This is a genomic window from Pseudomonas sp. LF020 (genome assembly GCF_053456425.1).
Genome location: NZ_JBRFIX010000003.1, coordinates 91,587 through 111,124, shown reverse-complemented (window position 1 = coordinate 111,124; position 19,538 = coordinate 91,587). Strand labels below are relative to the sequence as shown.

General features: G+C 60.2%; 25 protein-coding genes. All 25 read left to right on the top strand.

All coding sequences use genetic code 11. The features are described from left to right. Positions 1-35: 35 nt before the first annotated feature. The 25 genes from ACU680_RS08240 (at position 36) to recA (ending at position 19,534) form a co-directional block, all read left to right on the top strand. A complete protein-coding gene (locus tag ACU680_RS08240) occupies positions 36-383 on the top strand; it encodes a phage tail tube protein (protein ID WP_007964335.1) in 348 nt (115 codons plus the stop codon). Then, complete coding sequence (locus tag ACU680_RS08235) at positions 380-676, top strand: phage tail assembly protein (protein ID WP_003222226.1); 297 nt, start codon at positions 380-382, stop codon at positions 674-676. Before ACU680_RS08240 ends, ACU680_RS08235 begins: the two co-directional genes overlap by 4 nt. A gap of 130 nt (positions 677-806) precedes the next feature. Then, on the top strand, positions 807-2,705 hold the full coding sequence (locus tag ACU680_RS08230) for a phage tail protein (protein ID WP_448179185.1): 1,899 nt from the start codon (positions 807-809) through the stop codon (positions 2,703-2,705). Beyond that, positions 2,692-3,927, top strand: a complete 1,236-nt coding sequence (locus ACU680_RS08225; RefSeq protein ID WP_448179184.1) for a DNA circularization protein — start codon at positions 2,692-2,694, stop codon at positions 3,925-3,927. Before ACU680_RS08230 ends, ACU680_RS08225 begins: the two co-directional genes overlap by 14 nt. A 3-nt stretch (positions 3,928-3,930) precedes the next feature. Beyond that, positions 3,931-4,974, top strand: a complete 1,044-nt coding sequence (locus ACU680_RS08220) for a phage baseplate assembly protein (RefSeq protein ID WP_448179183.1) — start codon at positions 3,931-3,933, stop codon at positions 4,972-4,974. A 159-nt stretch (positions 4,975-5,133) separates the two neighbouring features. Continuing rightward, on the top strand, positions 5,134-5,643 hold the full coding sequence (locus ACU680_RS08215) for a phage baseplate assembly protein V (RefSeq protein ID WP_448179182.1): 510 nt from the start codon (positions 5,134-5,136) through the stop codon (positions 5,641-5,643). Next, a complete protein-coding gene (locus tag ACU680_RS08210) occupies positions 5,643-6,041 on the top strand; it encodes a phage GP46 family protein (RefSeq protein ID WP_007964342.1) in 399 nt (132 codons plus the stop codon). The genes ACU680_RS08215 and ACU680_RS08210 overlap by 1 nt, the downstream gene beginning before the upstream one ends. Beyond that, positions 6,031-7,077 (top strand): baseplate J/gp47 family protein, encoded by a 1,047-nt coding sequence (locus ACU680_RS08205; RefSeq protein WP_448179181.1) that lies wholly within the window; start codon positions 6,031-6,033, stop codon positions 7,075-7,077. Before ACU680_RS08210 ends, ACU680_RS08205 begins: the two co-directional genes overlap by 11 nt. Beyond that, the gene (locus ACU680_RS08200) at positions 7,065-7,664 is read left to right on the top strand and encodes a YmfQ family protein (protein WP_007964344.1); all 600 of its coding nucleotides are present in this window, start codon (positions 7,065-7,067) and stop codon (positions 7,662-7,664) included. Before ACU680_RS08205 ends, ACU680_RS08200 begins: the two co-directional genes overlap by 13 nt. A 14-nt stretch (positions 7,665-7,678) precedes the next feature. Next, entirely contained in the window at positions 7,679-8,557 is an 879-nt protein-coding gene (locus ACU680_RS08195) for a gp53-like domain-containing protein (RefSeq protein WP_367083406.1), read from the top strand. Positions 8,558-8,574: 17 nt separating this feature from the next. Continuing rightward, complete coding sequence (locus ACU680_RS08190) at positions 8,575-8,994, top strand: tail fiber assembly protein (protein ID WP_367083408.1); 420 nt, start codon at positions 8,575-8,577, stop codon at positions 8,992-8,994. A gap of 71 nt (positions 8,995-9,065) precedes the next feature. Continuing rightward, positions 9,066-10,217: a phage tail protein gene (locus ACU680_RS08185; RefSeq protein WP_367083410.1), complete on the top strand. Its 1,152-nt coding sequence runs from the start codon at positions 9,066-9,068 to the stop codon at positions 10,215-10,217. Then, the gene (locus ACU680_RS08180) at positions 10,214-10,729 is read left to right on the top strand and encodes a phage tail protein (protein ID WP_367083411.1); all 516 of its coding nucleotides are present in this window, start codon (positions 10,214-10,216) and stop codon (positions 10,727-10,729) included. The genes ACU680_RS08185 and ACU680_RS08180 overlap by 4 nt, the downstream gene beginning before the upstream one ends. A 136-nt stretch (positions 10,730-10,865) precedes the next feature. Then, entirely contained in the window at positions 10,866-11,963 is a 1,098-nt protein-coding gene (locus ACU680_RS08175; protein WP_448179180.1) for a phage tail protein, read from the top strand. A 7-nt stretch (positions 11,964-11,970) separates the two neighbouring features. Then, on the top strand, positions 11,971-12,537 hold the full coding sequence (locus ACU680_RS08170) for a tail fiber assembly protein (protein ID WP_448179179.1): 567 nt from the start codon (positions 11,971-11,973) through the stop codon (positions 12,535-12,537). Positions 12,538-12,559: 22 nt separating this feature from the next. After that, positions 12,560-13,486: a glycine-rich domain-containing protein gene (locus tag ACU680_RS08165; RefSeq protein ID WP_448179178.1), complete on the top strand. Its 927-nt coding sequence runs from the start codon at positions 12,560-12,562 to the stop codon at positions 13,484-13,486. Beyond that, complete coding sequence (locus ACU680_RS08160) at positions 13,486-13,959, top strand: phage tail assembly chaperone (protein WP_448179177.1); 474 nt, start codon at positions 13,486-13,488, stop codon at positions 13,957-13,959. Before ACU680_RS08165 ends, ACU680_RS08160 begins: the two co-directional genes overlap by 1 nt. After that, complete coding sequence (locus tag ACU680_RS08155; protein WP_400764459.1) at positions 13,959-14,846, top strand: gp53-like domain-containing protein; 888 nt, start codon at positions 13,959-13,961, stop codon at positions 14,844-14,846. The genes ACU680_RS08160 and ACU680_RS08155 overlap by 1 nt, the downstream gene beginning before the upstream one ends. Continuing rightward, entirely contained in the window at positions 14,847-15,293 is a 447-nt protein-coding gene (locus tag ACU680_RS08150) for a tail fiber assembly protein (RefSeq protein ID WP_400764458.1), read from the top strand. An 18-nt stretch (positions 15,294-15,311) separates the two neighbouring features. Continuing rightward, entirely contained in the window at positions 15,312-16,472 is a 1,161-nt protein-coding gene (locus tag ACU680_RS08145) for a glycine-rich domain-containing protein (protein ID WP_400764456.1), read from the top strand. Beyond that, entirely contained in the window at positions 16,472-16,726 is a 255-nt protein-coding gene (locus tag ACU680_RS08140) for a hypothetical protein (protein WP_448179176.1), read from the top strand. Before ACU680_RS08145 ends, ACU680_RS08140 begins: the two co-directional genes overlap by 1 nt. A gap of 33 nt (positions 16,727-16,759) precedes the next feature. Further along, positions 16,760-17,326: a glycoside hydrolase family 19 protein gene (locus ACU680_RS08135; RefSeq protein ID WP_047601223.1), complete on the top strand. Its 567-nt coding sequence runs from the start codon at positions 16,760-16,762 to the stop codon at positions 17,324-17,326. Next, complete coding sequence (locus ACU680_RS08130; RefSeq protein ID WP_448179175.1) at positions 17,305-17,823, top strand: lysis system i-spanin subunit Rz; 519 nt, start codon at positions 17,305-17,307, stop codon at positions 17,821-17,823. Before ACU680_RS08135 ends, ACU680_RS08130 begins: the two co-directional genes overlap by 22 nt. A gap of 68 nt (positions 17,824-17,891) precedes the next feature. Further along, entirely contained in the window at positions 17,892-18,392 is a 501-nt protein-coding gene (locus ACU680_RS08125; protein ID WP_448179174.1) for a CinA family protein, read from the top strand. 83 nt (positions 18,393-18,475) lie between these two features. Beyond that, positions 18,476-19,534 (top strand): recombinase RecA, encoded by a 1,059-nt coding sequence (gene recA, locus ACU680_RS08120; protein WP_003222269.1) that lies wholly within the window; start codon positions 18,476-18,478, stop codon positions 19,532-19,534. Positions 19,535-19,538: the final 4 nt, after the last annotated feature.

Sequence of the window (19,538 nt, the reverse complement as noted above, 5' to 3'; positions counted from 1 at the left end):
CTCGGTGGGCTTTTTTATTTGAAGGGAGTAACACCATGGGTCAAGTGATTGCAGGCACCTGCTACGTCAAAGTCGACGGTGCACAACTGACTATCAACGGCGGCTGCGAAGCCCCGCTGATGGCCGTCAAACGCGAAACCGTCGTACCGGGTTTCTACAAGGAAACCGATGTCGCGCCGTCGTTCAAAGTGACCGCGCTGCACACCGCCGACTTCCCGCTGAAGAAGCTGATCGAAGGCACCGACATCACCGTCACCTGCGAATTCAGCAACGGCAAGGTCTACGTGCTGGCCGGTGCCTACCTGGTCGAAGAGCCGGTTTCCAAGGGCGATGACGCCACCATCGAACTGAAATTCGAAGGCATCAAGGGGACCTGGCAATGAGCGGCGCCGTGAAGCTTCAGGTTGCGATCGAAGCTCACGGCGAGCCCCTGACCGAACTCGTCCTGCGCCGTCCGACGGTGCAGGAAGTGCGAGCGATCAAGGCGCTGCCGTACAAGATCGACAAGAGCGAAGAAGTCAGCCTCGACATGGACGTGGCGGCCAAATACATCGCCGTGTGCGCCGGTATTCCACCGTCGTCGGTCAACCAGCTCGATCTGGCTGACCTCAACGCGCTGAGCTGGGCCGTTGCGAGTTTTTTCATGAGTGCGGCGTCGGAGCCATCACCGACCTGATCGCAGTCGCCTATGACCTGGCCTGGTTCTGGAAGGTTGACCCCGAACAGATGATGGCCAGGCCACTGGATGTGCTCCGCGAATCGCTGGAGCACGCGCAACGGATCAATGCGATGCAGCAGGTGCAGTGATGGCAGACGAAGAAAAGAAAGTGCAAACACCGGTGCTGATCACGGGCATCGATGAACTGTCGCCCAAACTCGGCGCCCTGCGAGTAAAGGTCGAGAGTTTCAAGAAAAATCTCGAACAGACCGGCCTCGGCAAACTGGACATCAGCGGTCTGTTCAAGGGCGGCAGCGTGATCACGCCGTTCGTGGACGGGATCAAATCGGCGGCGGCGTTTCAGGGCAAATTGACGGAAGTCAGCGAGACGGCGAAAACCGTGGATCTGCCCGCCGCGCCGAAAGCCGCTGCGCAGAACATGAACGTGTTCAGTGCGTCGATGGAAAAGGTTTCCGCCGCTGTCGACGCGGCGCTGGTGCCGGCAGTCGGTGCGTTGGTCGTCGGGCTTGAGCCAATGCTGACTCAGTTCGGCAGCCTGCTTGCCGACAACCCGAAACTGGTGGAAGGCCTGGCTGCGGGGGCCATTGCCTTCTCGGCGATGCAAACCGCGGTCACCGGCGCCACGCAAGTGTTCGATGTCATGAGCATGGTGCTCAAGACCAATCCGATCATGCTGATCGCCATGGGCATCGCGGTGGCGGCCGGTTTGATCTATGCCAACTGGACGCCGATCAGCGCGTTCTTCAAAGGCATGTGGGAGGGCGTGAAAAACATTGGTGCGAGTGCGATGGCGACGTTGCGCTCGGTCCTTGACTGGCGACCACTCGATGCACTGGCGGCGCTGTGGTCACCGGTCGCGGGATTTTTCTCGGGCATCTGGGAAGAGGTCAAAGCCGTCACTGCGCCGGTCATCGACTTCTTCAAATCGGTGTTCTCGTGGACGCCCGCCGGCATGATCCTGGAAAACTGGGCACCGCTGACGGGGCTGTTTTCGGCGATCTGGGAACTGCTCAAGGCCTTGAGTGTGCCGGTGATGACGTTCCTCAGAAACCTGTTCGATTTCTCGCCGATGCAGATGATCAACAGTGCGTGGGGCGGCGTTGTCAGGTTCTTCGAGCCGATGTTCGATGGCCTGCGAAAAGCTGCGCAGCCGGCTAATGAGTTTCTGGTGTCGTTGTTCGATTTCTCACCCATGCAGATGATCACCAGCGCCTGGGGCGGTGTTGTTGCGTACTTCCAGCCGCTGTGGACGACGCTGCAATCGGCTGTGCAAAGCACCCGGGATACATTGCGGGCATTGTTCGATTATTTCCCGATGGAAATGATCACCAGCGCCTGGGGTGGTGTCGTCGGGTACTTCGAACCGATCTGGACGGCACTGCAAACATCAGTGCAGCGGGTCAAAGGCTTTTTCACCAGCCTGTTCGAGTGGTCGCCGCTGGAGCAGATTGCGCAGTACTGGCAGCCGGTCGGGGAAGTCTTTTCGGCGCTGTGGGATGTTGTGCTGGCGGCGTCTGCACCGGTCGTGGACTTTCTGCACACCCTGTTCGAATGGAAACCTCTGGATCAGATCATCGAGAGCTGGGGGCCGATTGTCGGGTGGTTCGGCGAGTTGTGGCAAAAGCTGCAAACCGTCATCGCGCCGATCAAGGAGCTGTTCGACGGAGGTTTCGCCGGGTTGATCGCCAAGGTCACCGGCAAGGTCGAAACGCTGACCCAGGCGCAGCGCCAGACCAATGCCGAAGGCAAGGGTGAGCTGGCGCCGGCATTCTTTGGCGCGAGTACCGCACCTGCTGGAAACGGGGCGCTGCAAGGCGGATCGCTGCCGCAATCCTCCAGTGCCCTGATCCAGCAAAGCGCCGCCAACAACCGCACGCAACTCGAAGGCGGCCTGACCGTGCGCTTCGAAAATGCACCGGCGGGGCTGCGCACCGATCAACCGCAATCCAATCAACCGGGGCTGGCGCTGTCGTCACGCATCGGTTATCGCTCGCTGTCGGCAGGAGGTTCCAATGAACTGGCGTGACCGTTTGTTGCCGGCATCGTTTCGCGGTGTCGGGTTCTGGATCGATCAGGCGAAAACCCCGGTCGGTCGCAAAGGTCAGTTGCACGAGTATCCGCAACGCGACCTGCCGTATTTCGAGGATCTCGGCCAGCAGGCCAAGACCCACGACATCACGGCGTTCATCATCGGCGCCGATTGCCTGGAGCAGCGCGACAAGCTGCTGAAAGCCTTGGAGGCGGGCAGTGGTGAACTGGTGCATCCGTGGCTGGGACGCCTGCAAGTCAAGGTTGGTGAATGCGACATGACCCACACCCGCCAGGACGGCGGGCTGGTGACGTTCAGTCTGAAGTTTTACCCGGACCGGCCGTTGCCGTTTCCGACCGCCACGGTCAGTACGCAAAAAGTTCTGTTGGCCAAGGCTGACACTTTGCTGGGTTCTGCGGTGGCGCGCTTCGAGCAGGCGATGACATTGATCAAGGCTGCGCGGATCGGCATTGCCAATCTGCGCAACAGCCTGACCGGGGTCTATGAGGTGATCAAGGAGCAGCTCAAACCGCTGATCGAGCAGTACAAGCAAATCACTGAACTGGTCAAAGCCGTGAAGGAATTGCCCAAGGAAGTGGCGGCGGAGTTCAAGGGCCTGCTCGGCGATATCAAGGAACTCAAGGTATTCGCGAAGGAGGGCTACCGTGGCGTGATTGCCGACGTGTCCCAACAACTCGAAGCCATTCGCAAGGCCGATGCGCCGAAGATCACCACCGGCAAGGACACCAACGCGGCGGCGCAAGCCATGGCCGATCTGGTGCAGGACACCATGCTGGTGAAAGTGGCGCAGTGGGTCGCGTCGATGCCGGTGGCGACTCCGGCGGTGAAGCTGTCGTCGACACCTTCGGTGGCGCATCAGGCGGATCAACCGGTGACCCGTCAGGAAGTGCCGGTGACCGAAGAAATGAAAGCGCTGCAGCAGGCGGTCGGGGTGGCAATCGACCCGATGCTGGACAAGGCTGATCCCAAACATCACCAGGCAATCAACGATGTGAAGGAAGCGCTGATTGCGCATCTCAAGGCAGTGGCGTCATCCGGTGTGCGCCAGGTCACCAAATCGTTTCAGGAAAGCCTGCCGGCGCTGGTGGTGGCCTACAAGCAATTTGCCGACGCCACACGGGTGACTCAAGTGACGCAGAGCAACGCGATGAACCATCCGGGCTTTTCTCCCAACGACGTAAAAGTGTCCAGGGAGTGAGCCATGAGCGAGATGGATAACCATGTCACGCTGACCGTCAACAACATGGAATACGGCGGCTGGAAAAGCGTGGAAATCACCGCCGATCTGGAGCGCCAGTTCCGCACCTTCAAACTTGACATCACCTGGCAGTGGCCGGGGCAGACGGTGGATCAACGGATCAAACCGGGTGACCCGTGCGAAGTGAAAATCGGCCAGGATCTGGTGCTCACCGGCTACGTGTTCAAGGCGCCGATCAGTTACGACGGACGCCAGATCAGCCTGAGCATCGAGGGTAGCTCCAAGACTCAGGATCTGGTCGATTGCGCAGCCACCAACCGGCCGAACCAATGGCAGGAGCAACCGCTGCTGAGCATCGTCCAGGCTCTGGCGGCGGAATACTCGCTGTACGTGGTCAACGAAATTCCGGAGACCGCGCGGCTCGCCAAACACACCATCGTGCCGGGCGAAACGGTGTTCCAGTCGATCGATCGTCTGCTCTCGCTGTTCCGGGTGTTTTCCACTGATGACGAGCAAGGCCGTCTGGTTCTGGCCAAGCCCGGTAGTGGTGGTCGGGCCAGTGACGCGCTGGAGTTGGGCAAGAACATTCTGTCGGCGAACGCGCCGATGGATCAGAGCCAGGTGTTTTCTGAATACCGAGTGATCGGTCAGCAGAAAGGCTCGGACAAGAAGAGCGGGGCGGCCGTCAGCGAGGTTCAATCCAGCGCGGCTGATCTGAGCTTCAAGCGCCGCCGCACCACGATCATCAACGAGGGCACCGCACTGACGTTCGAGTTGGCCCAGCAACGCGCCCAATGGGAAAGCGCCACCCGCATGGGCCGGGCGCAGACCACGACCTATCAGGTGCAGGGCTGGCGTCAGTCCAATGGCGATCTGTGGCGCCACAACACGCTGGTGAAGGTCACGGATCCGGTGCTCGGCTTTGACGGCGACATGCTGATCTCCAAAGTCACGTATTCGCTCTCGGCGCAGGGCTCGGTGACCACGCTGCAAGTGGCGCCACCGCATACCTTCGATCCTGATCCCACACCCCCGAAAAAAACCTGAGCCTGACACCCAACCCGACTGGCACCACCTGTTCCTGTGGGAGCGGGCTTGCCCGCGATAGCGGTGGTTACCGCAAACACTTCTTTGCCTGACACGCCGCCATCGCGGGCAAGCCCGCTCCCACAGGTTTTGTGTTGGCAAAGTATCGAGGATCAATTCATGAGCCTACTGACACGCCTGCTGGCGCGCGGCACTGTCGTGCTCGCCAACTCGGCATCCAAGCTGCAATCGCTGCAAATGCGCCTCACCGCTGGCGAAGTGAACGACGACCTGGAGCATTTCGAACCCTACGGTTTCACCAGCAACCCGCTGGCCGGCGCCGAAGGCATCGTTACCTTTCTCGGCGGTGACCGTTCCCACGCCATCGCCCTGGTGGTCGCCGACCGTCGCTATCGCTTGCAGTCGCTGGCCTCTGGCGAGGTGGCGATCTACACCGACGAGGGCGACAAAGTTCACTTCAAGCGCGGGCGGATCATCGACATCGAAACCGCCACCCTGAACATCCGCGCCAGCAGCGCGGTGAACTTCGACACGCCGGTGATCAACCAGACCGGCAAGATCGTATCCACCGGCGACCAACTCGCCGGCGGCATCAGCCAGATCAAACACGTGCACGTCGGCGTGCAGGCCGGTAGCGGCCAGACCGGTGCGCCGGCAGGAGGCAAATAATGCTTGTCAGCCAGAACCTCCATGCCGCACTGACCCGCGCCGTGCTCATCAGCCTGTTCACCTGGCGCCGCGCCGCCGATGACGACGCCCTCGATGACGAGGAGCGCTTCGGCTGGTGGGGCGACAGCTTTCCCACCGTCGCCGACGACCGCATCGGCTCGCGGCTGTGGCTTTTGCGTCGGGTCAAGCTGACCCGACAGACCCAGATGGACGCCGAGTTCTATGCCCGCGAAGCCTTGCAATGGCTGATCGACGACGGCCACTGCAGCGCCATCGACATCATCAGCGAACGCCTCGACGCCCAGCGCCTGAACCTGCGCACGGTCCTGACCCTGGCCGACGGCGAACGTCTGGACATCAACCCCGATAACAGTTGGCAGGTGATCTATGCCGTTTGAAACCCCTTCGCTGCCGGTGCTGATCAAGCGCACCCAAAGCGACCTGGCCGGCGATTCGCTGCGCCAGTCCGATGCGCAAGTGCTGGCCCGCACCCTCGGTGGCGCCGCATATGGCCTGTACGGTTATCTCGACTGGATTGCCGAGCAGATCTTGCCGGACAAGGCCGACGAGTCGACCCTGGAACGCATCGCCGCCCTGCGCCTGAACCAGCCGCGCAAACCGGCGCAAGTCGCCACCGGCAGCGTCAGTTTTACCGCCACTGCCGGCGCGGTGCTCGACGTCGACACGCTGCTGCAAGCAAGCGATGGCCGCACTTACAAAGTCACCGCCGCACGCACCACCGTCAATGGCAGCAATACCACCACCATCGCCGCGCTCGACGCTGGCAGCCTGGGCAATGCCGACGCCGGTCTGGCGCTGAACCCGGTGCAGCCGATTACCGGTGTGGTCGGCAACAGTTTTGTGGTGCTCGCGCCGGGCCTCAGTGGCGGTGTGGCGCGGGAAAGTCTGGAGTCGTTGCGCTCGCGGGTGATCCGTTCCTATCGTGTGATACCCCACGGCGGTTCCGCCAGCGACTACGAGACCTGGGCGCTGGAAGTGCCGGGCGTGACGCGGGCCTGGTGCCGCGGTGGCTTCCTTGGTCCGGGCACGGTGACGGTGTTCATCATGCGTGACGAAGACCCGCAACCGGTGCCCAACGACGAACAACTGGCGGAGGTTCAGGAGTACATCGAACCGCTGCGCCCAGTGACGGCGGAAGTGCACGTACAGCGGCCGATTCAGGTGCCGGTGGTGTATCGCTTCAAGAGCGTGAATCCGGACACCAGCGCTGTGCGCGCCGCCGTCGAAGCGCAGTTGCGCGACTTGCACAACCGTGAGGCCGATCTCGGTGTGCCGCTGCTGATCAGCCATATCCGCGAAGCCATCAGCAGCGCCGGCGGTGAGTACGATCACACGCTGACCGCGCCGGCCGCTGACGTGCCTGCCGGGCAAAGCGAACTGCTGACCTTCGGAGGTTGCGTATGGGGGGCATAAGAACCGCCGCGCAATATCAGGCGCAACTGCGCGCGTTGCTGCCCAGCGGCCCGGCGTGGGACCCGGAACGCGTCCCGGAACTTGAGGAAGTGCTGCAAGGCGTCGCCGTCGAACTGGCGCGCCTCGATGCCCGCGCCGCCGACCTGCTCAACGAGATGGATCCGGCGGGCGTCAGCGAACTGGTGCCGGACTGGGAACGGGTGATGGAACTGCCCGACCCGTGCCTGGGCGCCACTCCGCTGTTCGACGACCGCCGCCTCGCCGTACGCCGCCGCTTGCTCGCGGTCGGCAGTCAGGCTGTCGGTTACTACCTCGACATCGCCAAAAGCCAGGGCTACCCCAACGCCAGCATCACCGAACACGAAGCCCCACGCATGGGCCGCTCGCGTTTCGGCGCAGCGCACTGGGGCACCTGGGAAGCGCAGTTCATGTGGACGCTCAACACCGGTGGCCGGCTGCTGCTCGGTCGGCGCTATGGCGCGAGCTACTGGGGCGAGCGCTTTGGCGTGAATCCGGGCTCGGCGCTGGAGTGCTTGATCCATCGCAGTGCGCCGGCGCATACCAAGGTGCACATCAATTATGACTAGGGAGGAATGACGGGATGGATTATCCGAAAAGCATGCCCGGTGTCGGTCTGGTCAACAGCCGTTTTGTCGATGAAAACCCGATCACCGGAACCCCCGGATCGTTGATTCCCGCGGAGTGGGGCAACGCCCTGACCGAGGAGGTTTTGACGGTTATCAAAGCTGCCGGGATCGAACCCACCGAGGGGCTCAACACGCAATTGCTGGAGGCGCTGCGCGGCAAGAAACTGTATGAAACGCCACCGCAGTTCGATGTCAGTCAGAAGGTTGCGACGACAGAATTTGTTCAGCGCGCGCTGGGCAGTCTGGCAGGGCAGACCAACTATGTAGGGGATGTCACGCTGACGGCTGCTGATGTGGGCAAGCTTTCAGTCTTCACTGGCCCCTGTACGGTGACTCTGCCTGATTGGTCCAGTGTTTCTCCTGGTGGACTGGTCAGGATTCTGAGCAGCACCGGTAGTTTGACGGTAAAGGCTCGTAGTGGTGAAAGTCTGAGCACCATCAATGGGGTACCCACTACCTCCTTGTCATTTGCAGGAGGGTGTTTCGTAACCTTCAGGCGACTGCTATTGGGTGGGGGGTGGGGGCTGGACTCCGGCGATGGCGCGCTCAAATATTCGCCGATGTTCACCGCTTCACTGGGTACAAGCGGGGGCTACCAACGTCTTCCCAGCGGCCTGATTTTGCAATGGGGCCTTGCCACCGGTGGTGCATTGAGTGAAACCATCACCTACCCGATTGCCTTTCCGAACTCGGTGCTTTTTCTGTCCGGCAGCGATATCTCACCGGGATTCGCGGATATACGTTTTTCTTTTTACAGACTCTCGCTGAGCCAGTTCCAGCGCTTCTCCAATATCGATCCTGGTGGCTGGAACTGGTTCGCCATGGGCTTTTGAAATCGGAGGTGAACACCATGAAATACATTGATTTCGATGCCCAGGGCGAACTTCTTGGGCGATACGACTCGGCTATCCACCTGCAGATTCCTGTCAGCGCGGTGGAAATCTCCGAAGAACTGTTCCTGCGCACGATTGAAGAGCGTGACGGCATCTGGCGATACACCGACGGCAAGGTCGCCAAACATTCTTTGCCGAACGCCTCGCAAGTGGTTGATGGCGAGCGAAGAGCTGCCGCTCTGGCGCGCCGGGATGAGTTGTTGGCCGAAGCCGATCAGCAAACCGTCGGCATGGCGGACGCCTACATCGCGGGCCTGCTCGACGCAGACGATATGCAGCGATTCAAGGCATTCGCCACCTACAAACTGGCGCTGAACAAGATCGACAAGCAGCCGGGCTATCCGCAAAACGTGGTCTGGCCTGTGCTGCCCGCCTGAGGCCTGTTCCGGTCGGAAGCCTGAAAACCTGTCTAAAAAATCCATCACTCTGAATAACGGGAGGTCCGTCCGTGGACTATCCAAAAAGTGTGCCCAGCGCCGGTCTGGTGAACGGCAAGTTTATTGATGAAAACCCGCTGACCGGGACGCCGGGGTCACTGATCCCGGCAGACTGGGGCAACGGGGTTACGCAGGAAATTCTCAACGTGATCAAGGCCGGGGATCTGACTCCGGACGAGAAGAAATACGATCAGTTGTTGCAGGCGATTCAGAGCGTTTCGGCCAAGGGCTGGAATCTGGATTCGGCGTTACCGATCGGGTCTTTGCCGACCGCTACCGTTGCTACGGCAGACGGGCGACTGCCGATCACACCAGCAGCAGTTGCCACCAGTGGCGGGCGAGTCTCGATTCCGGCCGGCGTGCTGATCAGCCTCGGTCAGGAAGTGGTGGCCGGGCAGTTGGCTCGTCCGCGCACATTTACGACACAAGCCTGGAGCAGTGCCGATCTGTTGCCTAACTCTAATTACTTTCTGCGTGCGCAAGTAGTTGCCGGTGTGCTGACCTTTTACACGCAGCGCGGCATTATCTATGACGCTACGCCCGACGGCTTGAAGGGCACGATCAATGGTGCGGCGGGAGGCGGTTTTCAGTCGACGCCGCTGGATATTTGTCTGGCATGGGTGGTGACAGCAGGCCCTGGCTCGGTGCCGATTGTCCGACCGATTTATAATCGCGGTCGCTTGTCGTGGACGCAAACAATCAGCGGTAATGGCGTGGTGTACCTGCCACTTGACCCGCATGCCCGTGCCGCGCGGCTGGTGGTGGGCAATGCGACGCCGCATCCGACGCTCGTCACAGCCGTGAATTTTGCTACACCCGGGTGGCTGGGTGCCAACTACTGTTTTCTCAATCCTAAGGCTGCCGCGTCGAGCAATTGGGATGGTTGGGCCATTGCGGGTGAGACGGTACGGGTTATTACCAACAACGAGGTGAGTGACACAACCGTGTCGACACTGACCGCCAGCTTCGACCACAGCATGTTGCGTTCCCTGTGGCAGACCTATCAAGCCGAACACGCTTTTGGTGCCGATAACGGTTCAAGTGACGAATTGCTGTTCAGCATGGGCATCAAAAATCTCCTCCCAAGCGACTACGCCAACGGTGTTGCCATCAATTTTTCAGCGGCGGTGAATATCAATCTTTCCTGGGAGCTGATCCGATGATCATCATTCAAGAACTGCATCAGTTCGAGGAGGGCCTGCGCCCGGCCCAGCCATCCATTGCCCATGATTGGGATGGAGAAAAATGGCAGCTGAATGCGTCCAGAGTTGCCGAACTGGAACTTCAGGAAGCCGAACAGTTGTGCTCCAAGGTCGACGCGGCCGCCGACAGTGCTCGCACCGTTTTGGCCGGCGACCCGCTCAAAGCCATGGAGTACGCACAAGCGGCCGCCGACGCACAGGCCTATCAAGACGCCGGTTATCCGAAAAAAGAGGTGCCGCTGTCGGTTGCTGCGTGGGTAGTCAAAGGTCGTACTGCCAAACAGGCAGCCGAGCAAATCCTGAGCAAGGCCGACCAACTTACCGATCATCTGCTGACCCTGCGCACCTTGCGCCTGAAGGCCAAAAACCAGATCCGCGCGCATGCGGCCAAAGGCAATCTCGATCTGGCGCGAAGTGCGAGCGATGACGCGTTGGCGGCGATTCGTGAGCTGGTCAGCAGCCAGAATCTCTAGTCGCAACGCCTTCGTTCTGCATTACCCAAGCTCACTTCACCGTGGGCTTTTTATTTTCAGAAAACAGACCGCTGCAGGCTCGCACTCGCGATCGCTGCGACGCGGTTCATTTGTATTTCAGAGGAACGAAAAACCTATGGATTATCCAAAAAGCGTCCCCAGCGTCGGCCTGGTCGATGGCCGCTTTGTCGATGAAAACCCGGTGGCAGGCACGCCGGGTTCGTTGATTCCGGCGGTGTGGGGCAACAGCGTGACTCAGGAGATCCTGAGTGTGATTAACGGTGGCGGGCTGGTGGCTTCTGAAGCCGATGCCGGTCAGTTGTACAAGGCGATTCAGTCGATCATCGGCAAAGCCAGCCCGATGCGCTCGCAGATCACTCGTATTTCTGCTTCCAAGCTGCTTGAAGCGCAGGAATTGGGGGTTGTTCTGATTGATGGCAGCGCGGCGGCGATGAGCGTCACGCTTCCTGCTGCGGATGCCGGGCTGGGTGTTCGCGACGTGATTGTTCGCCGTGTGGACAACACAGTTAACCGATTGGTAATCCAGGCATCAGGCGGCGACCGGATTCGTTTTCATACACACCTGTCGGCGAGCGGCTATCCGTTTCTGGTGCTGATGGGCAGTGGTGACTGGTGGCAGTTGCGCAGTGACGGGGCGGGTAGTTGGTGGCCGGTCGGTCGTTTCGACAGTACCCCCCTGGGCCAGACTTCCTTCGAAACCACAGTGGCGCTCAATCCCGGCGGTTATGGCCTGCTCAACGGCTACTTTTTCAAACGTGCGGAATGGCCTTGGTTATGGGACTTCGCTCAGGCTTCAGGAGCTCTGACGACAGAAGCGGCGCGATGGAATCGAGAAGGTGCGTGGACCAGTGGCGATGGTGCGTCGACCTTTCGAATTCCGGAAGTTCGCGGCGAATTTCTGCGAGCGCTCGATGAAACCCGGGGCTTGGATACAGGACGAGTCGTCGGCAGTTTGCAGAACCATGCACTGCAAAGTCACAACCACTACTTGCCCACGAGTACAGGGTCTTCCAATCGACCGGCGCCAGCTATTCCGGATCCTGTCTGGAATGTTTCAAGCGACGTCAATTTCTATCCAACCAGCGGAACCATCGCGACCACTTACCCCAATCCCGCGTTCGACTCCGATACCTACATCGGCACCATCGGGAATTTTTCGACGGAAACCCGGCCGCGAAACATCGCTTATCCCGCGCGTATCAAACTGATCTGAGGTGCACATGTTCAATTACTTAATAGATGACGCTGGCGCGTTGACCGGCCCGGTGGAATTTGTACCCGTGCCTGGTATCGGCCTGCAACTGCCGGGCAATGCTGTCACGTTGAGCATCGAACTCGCTCCGGCGCCCAGTGGATATGCGTGGGCGTATGACAATGGCTCATTGCAGCAGCGCGTAGATTTACGCGGTGATGTCTATCGAACCGACACGGGAATCCGAGAGACCTGGACAGCATTAGGTGAGCTGCCTGAAGGCTTCACCACGCAGCCATGGCCCGGTGGATTTCATTCGTGGGTCGATGGTGTCTGGAAAATCGATGAAGCGGCTGCATTGAAGAATCGTCGGCAGGACACTTTAAACAAACGCGACGCACTGCTGCGCGACGCCGTCCTGCGCATCGCGCCGCTGCAATACGCCGAGGATATTGGCGATGCCAGCCACGACGAACAGTTGCTGCTGATCGAATGGAAGCTCTACAGCGTAGAGCTGAACCGTATCGAAAAGCAGGCCGGTTTCCCCGACGAAATTTCCTGGCCGGTTGCGCCCGGCGCAGCCGTAGTCAACTGATTTCAGCACAGGGAGCAGTGCAATGGATTATCCAAAAAGTATTCCTGGCGTTGGCCTGGTCAACGGCAGTTTCGTCGATGAAAACCCGATCGCCGGTTCACCGGGATCGTTGATTCCGGCCGCGTGGGGCAACAGCGTTACGCAGGAAATTCTCAACGCGATCAAGGCTGCCGGGCTGACGCCTGATGAAGCCAGAACCGACCAGTTGGCAACGGCCATTGGCGCGTTGGTCGACTTCAGCAAACTGAAAAACACCCCGACCACGCTGGCCGGTTACGGCATCACCGATGCGGTGGGGCGGTTGTTGGCGGTGCGGCAGATCGAGACGGTCGGGATCACGGTTTACAAGCCTAACCCGAGGGCCAAACGGATTCGCGTGCGGTTGGTTGGCGCCGGTGGCTCGGGAGGCGGTTGTGCACCGGTTACAGCGGGTTATCACAGTATTGGAGGTGGCGGTGGTGGTGGCGCCTACGTCGAGAGCTTTTATGACGTGACAGCAGAAATGATGGCCGGCGTTCCTGTGTCACTGGGGGCCGGGGGCGCTTCACGTAATTCGATGGGGCAGGCCGGCGGAGGCGCTTCTTTTGGCAGTTACATGAGCGCATCTGGTGGCATGGGCGGGCAAATACTGACCTTTCCTGTGACAGCCACGGCAGTTGGCTTCGTTCAGGGGGGCGCTGGAGGACAAGCCGTGACGGGCGGCAATCTCGCTAATGCACGTGGAATAGGCGGTGGCTATGCCATGTACAACGCCAATTGGGGCGTATTGGCTGGTGGCGGTGGCGCGAGTCCGTTTGATGGCGGTGGCCCGTTGATGGGCCTCAGTGGCGCTGGCACTTCAGGAAACAGAGGGTCAGGTGGTAGTGGTTCATGTTCGACCAGTGCCTCCGCGTCAGTCCTCAGCGGCGTCGGCGGCAACGCCTTCTGTGAAATCTGGGAGTACGAATAATGGCCCGTTATGCACGAGTGGAAAATGGTGTCGCGGTCGAACTGATCGACACCGGCGACTACGCGATCACCCAACTGTTTGCCCCCGCTTTCGTCGAGACGATGGTGCAGGTGCCGGAGGGTATGCAGATCGTAATCGGCGCGCCCATCGGCGAACTGCGCCAGGAGATTGCGCCGTTGCCTGTAACCAGCAGTCCGGTCATTACCCCTGAAACAGTCCCCGATGAGCAAGAGCCTCTGGTGGCAGCGCGGCTTTGGCGCCAGTCCAGTCTGTCGGCCACTGAATGGTGGGTGACGCGGCATCGTGACGAGCAGGAGTTGGGGCGCGGGACGACGCTCAAGGCTGCGCAGTATCTGGAGTTGCTGGAGTACCGCCAGGCGCTGCGCGACTGGCCTGATTCAAGTCAATTTCCCTCGACAGTTTCCCGGCCTTTGGCCCCGACTTGGCTCACTTGCAGAGCAGGAGAAAAATAATGGATTACCCAAATGGTGTTCCCAGCGCCGGGCTGGTGGACGGCAAGTTTGTCGATGAGGACCCGCTAAACGGCTCGCCGGGTTCATTGATTCCGGCAAGTTGGGGCAACGGCGTTACCCAAGAGATTCTCGGCGTAGTGCGGGCCGGTGGACTGACGCCGAGTGAGGCGTCGAATACTCAATTGCTCGGCGCCCTGCGCAGCAATCAATTGTTCCAGACGGCTGCGCCATTCGATGTCAGTCGTTCGGCGGCAACGTCCGAGTTCGTTCAGCGCGCTCTGGGTAACTATGCCGGAGCGCGTGGAGTGTCTGCCGCGACGCAACTGACGGCGGCGGATGCGGGATGGGCGATCGGTCTGGGAGGAAACTCGGCGTACACCGTGACGCTACCGGATATCACTACGGTTCCCAACGGTGCAGCGATCACCTTTCACTGCCGCAGTAATGCCGCGATTACCATCGCCTGCACGAGCGGTAGTCAAATAAGCCCGCAGGGCGCCTATCTGACGTCGATTGTGATGAACAGCGGCGAGAGCGCCAACGTTGTCAGGGAGAACGGCATCTGGGTGGTTCACGGGACCGCCAGTCTGAAATATGCCGCGCTGTTTTCCGGACTGGTGAATAACCCCGGATATCAGAAACACGCCAGTGGAAATATCGATCAGTGGGGCTCGGGACTGTCGAATGCCGCCGGCATCGTCAACGTGACATTCCCGGTTCCATTCCCGAGGGGCTATTTCTCTCTTGTGGCCACCCATGCGGGAGGCGATGTAGCAATGGTCGCATTGATTGCCGTCAGCCAAGTGGGTTGCACGCTGAAAATTCGCGATGCGTCCGGCGCTCTGGCCGGCAATTGCACCGTAAATTATTTTGTAAAGGGCTATTGAATGAACACCTTCAATGTTTTGTTCAGCGCCCGCACTTTGGGCGCATATGTGCCGGGTATCAATTCGACGGACATTCCCGACGACGTTATCGAAATTCCCCAGGGCTACTGGATCTCGCTGCTGCAGCAAATGGCTGTCACCCCGAAAGTGATCGGTGTGCGAGCGGATAACGGCTATCCGATCCTGGTCGATCCACCGCCTCCTTCACCCGATGAAGCGGCTGATATCGAGCGCTCATGGCGTACGGCGCAACTGTCTGCCACCGACGGTCTGGTAGCACGTGACCGCGATGAACTCGAGGACGGTGGCGGCACTACATTGACCACCGAGCAATACGCCGAACTGCAAACCTATCGCCGTGAGTTGCGAGACTGGCCGCAAGGTTCGTTTTTTCCCTTCAACGAGCACCGGCCGGTAGCGCCGAGGTGGCTGGCTACTGCGCTGTAACTCATCAGGGAAATTGAAATGGATTATCCAAAAAGCGTTCCCAGCGTCGGGCTGGTGAACGGCAAGTTCGTCAATGAAGACGCCGTCGCCGGCCTGCCCGGATCGCTGATCCCGGCAACCTGGGGCAACAGCGTCACCGATGAACTGTTGAATGTCGTCAAATCTGCGGGTCTTGAACCCAGCGAAACCGATGCCACGCAACTGTTGCAGGCGCTGAAAAAAATCAGTCAGGCCGGTGAAGACAAGCATGCTGCAGACATCGGGGCGGCCAATCTGTACATGGCCAATTACGTGCCCGCCATCGCTACATTGAAGGACGGTCTGGCGTTGCGCTTTACCGCTGGCAATGCCAATACCGGGGCGAGTACGTTTGCGCCGAACGGGTTGCTGCCCAAGCCGCTGGTGAGTCTGGCGCTGAGTGCGTTGCGACCTGCCGAGATTGTCGCCGGCAGTGTGTGTTCGGTGGTGTACAGCGCGGCGCTGGACAGTTGGGTACTGGTGTATGCCAGCGGTGGCGGTGCGGCGAGTGGACGGTTATTGGGAGTGAAGACGTTTACCTCGTCCGGTACATATGTGCCGACGGTGGGGATGAAGAATGTGTTGGTGAAAATTGTCGGCGGAGGGGGCGGGAGTGCAGGGATTGCCGCGACGAATGCCAGTCAGATCACCGTCTCGGGAGGTGGCGCTTCAGGCAGTTATGCTGAAGCCTGGATCCCTTCCTCAAGTGTCGGCGCTAGCCAGATCGTGACAGTGGGCGCAGCAGGTGCTGGCGGCGCAATCGGTGCTAGTGCAGGGCCCGGTGGAACGAGTTCAATCGGATCCTTGGTCTCCGCACCAGGTGGTGGCGGCGCACCAAACGTCGGTGTGATTGGACTTGCTGATTTTGGCTTGTTTGTCGGTGGTTTCCCCAGCACTGCGGCCACTGGCGCAAATATTGTCAGCAGCGCAGGGGCTGCGGGCAGTCCCGGAATCAACGTCAACGGTTCGATTCTTGCCGGGCATGGAGCGCTTTCACCCTTGGGCGCGGGCGGATTTGGCAGCAGCGTTGCGGCAGCTGTGGCTGCACCCGGCTCGGGTTATGGTTCCGGCGCGGGCGGCATCGCCAATGCCATGAATCAACCGGGCAGACCCGGCGGTGCCGGAGCCCGTGGCGTTGTGATCATCTACGAGTACGCCTGATGAAAACCTACGCACGCATCGTCAACAACACCGTAGTCGAACTGTTCTCGACTGACGGCAACATGGCCGAGATGTTCCACCCGGATCTGATCTGGGTCGATATCACCGACATTACTCCGCTACCGCAAATTGACTGGAGCGCCAACTTCGGCACTCTCGGCTGGGTGTTCACGGCCCCCGAAGTCGCGGCACCGAACAACACCCTGACAACTCTGGCAAAAAAATGGCTGGGGGCTGTTGCCCGTCAACCATGATTCAATCGGAGCATCCAGGGAGGATTACGCATTATGCAAATAACCGAAGACAACCTTAAAACCATCATGCCCAACGCCCGCAGCCAAGCGGGCGTTTTTGTTTCTGCACTGAATAACGCAATGACTCGCCGCCACATCGACACGCCAAAACGCATCGCTGCGTTCCTCGCGCAAATCGGCCACGAGTCGGGGCAGTTGCAGTACGTGCGCGAACTGGGCAACAACCAGTACCTGAGCAAGTACGACACCGGCACGCTGGCGCTGCGTCTGGGCAATACGCCCGAGGCCGACGGCGACGGGCAGAAGTACCGCGGTCGCGGGCTGATCCAGATTACCGGGCGCAGCAACTATCGTCAGTGCAGCCTTGGCCTGTTCGGCGATGAGCGTCTGCTGTCCTTGCCGGAGTTGCTCGAGCAGCCGCAATGGGCGGCCGAATCCGCTGCGTGGTTCTGGGAACAGAACGGCCTGAACGATCTGGCTGATCGCGACCAGTTCAACAGCATCACCCGCCGAATCAACGGTGGGTTGAATGGCTTGCAGGATCGGCTGGATATCTGGGCGCGGGCGAGGGCGGTGTTATGTCCATCTCCTGGCGCCTGATCAGCATTTTGTTGCTGGCTGCGGCAGCCGCCGCGCTGGCCTGGCAGTTTCAGGACTGGCGTTACGGGCGGCAACTGGCCGAGCAGGCCCGGCTGCACGCCGACACCCTCAATCAACTGACTTCGGCCGCCGCCACCGCGCAGCAGGCCGAGCAGGACAAACGTCTGGCGCTGGAGCAACGGCTCGCGACCAGTGAACAGACCCACTATCGAGCACTCAGTGATGCCCAACGTGATCAGGATCGCCTGCGCGATCGTCTTGCCACTGCTGATCTGCGCCTGTCAGTCCTCATCGACGCCGGCGATGCTGCCCAAGGCTGCGGGGTGCCAGCCACCGCCGGCCCCGGCGGCGTGGATCATGCAGCCGTACGCGCCCGACTTGACCCGGCGCATGCTCAACGAATTATCGCCATTACCGACACCGGCGATCGCGGACTGATTGCCTTGCAGGCCTGTCAGGCCTATGTCAGAGCGCTGGCGCCCGAACATTTTGAATGAGTCTGTGTATTGAAAGCGCAACCGGGTCGTGTACGGTGGTAGTCATTCCATCCGATCCGGAGCGCACCGTGAAAGAGATCACTCAACTGGCTGCCGAGCTCGGCCGACGTTTGCAGTTGCTCAACGCCCACGTCACCACGGCCGAGTCGTGTACCGGTGGCGGAATTGCGGAAGCGATCACGCGGATTCCGGGGAGCTCGGCGTGGTTCGAGGCCGGTTACGTGACCTACTCCAACCGGCAGAAGACCCGGCAACTGAATGTCCCCGCCGAATTGTTCGGCACGGTGGGCGCGGTCAGTCGCGAAGTCGTCGAGTCGATGGTACGTGGCGCACAGAAGCACAGCCTGGCGCGGTTTGCCGTGGCAGTCAGCGGCGTGGCCGGGCCCGACGGTGGTACACCGAACAAACCGGTGGGCACCGTGTGGCTGGCCTGGGGTGTGGGCGATACGGTTTCCAGCGAAGTTCAGCACTTCTCGGGCAACCGTGATGAAGTGCGCCGACAAACGGTGAAGGCCGCGCTAGAGGGGCTGTTGCGACTAGCGGCACGAGAAATCGAAAATCAGGGGTAGGCGATCCGCGAACGCTGTGGAATAATACTGGCTACTTATACAGGTGTTGGCCGTCAGGCCTTATTGATTACGTGAGGACTTTAATGGACGACAACAAGAAGAAAGCCTTGGCTGCGGCCCTGGGTCAGATCGAACGTCAATTCGGCAAGGGTGCCGTAATGCGTATGGGCGATCAGGACCGTCAGGCGATCCCGGCCATTTCCACCGGCTCTCTGGGTCTGGACATCGCACTCGGCATCGGCGGTCTGCCAAAAGGCCGTATCGTTGAAATCTACGGTCCTGAATCTTCCGGTAAAACCACACTGACACTGTCCGTGATCGCCCAGGCTCAAAAAGCCGGCGCGACCTGCGCTTTCGTCGACGCCGAACACGCCCTCGACCCTGAGTACGCCGGCAAGCTGGGCGTCAACGTCGACGACCTGCTGGTTTCCCAGCCGGACACTGGCGAACAGGCACTGGAAATCACCGACATGCTGGTGCGCTCCAACGCCGTTGACGTGATCATCGTCGACTCCGTAGCCGCTCTGGTACCGAAGGCTGAAATCGAAGGCGAAATGGGTGACATGCACGTGGGCCTGCAAGCCCGTCTGATGTCCCAGGCGCTGCGTAAAATCACCGGTAACATCAAGAACGCCAACTGCCTGGTGATCTTCATCAACCAGATCCGCATGAAGATCGGCGTGATGTTCGGCAGCCCGGAAACCACCACCGGTGGTAACGCGCTGAAGTTCTACGCCTCGGTTCGTCTCGACATCCGCCGTACCGGCGCGGTGAAGGAAGGCGACGAAGTGGTCGGCAGCGAAACCCGGGTCAAGGTTGTGAAGAACAAGGTGGCTTCGCCGTTCCGTCAGGCCGAGTTCCAGATTCTTTACGGCAAGGGCATCTACCTCAATGGCGAGATGATCGACCTGGGCGTGCTGCACGGCTTCGTCGAGAAATCCGGCGCCTGGTACGCCTATGAAGGTACCAAGATCGGTCAGGGCAAGGCCAACTCGGCCAAGTTCCTGGCAGACAACCCGGAAGTCGCTGCCAAGCTCGAGAAGCAGCTGCGTGACAAACTGCTGTCGCCAGCGGTGATCGCGGACTCCAAGGCCTCTGCGGTCAAAGAGACCGAAGACGACCTGGCTGACGCTGATATCTGATAAC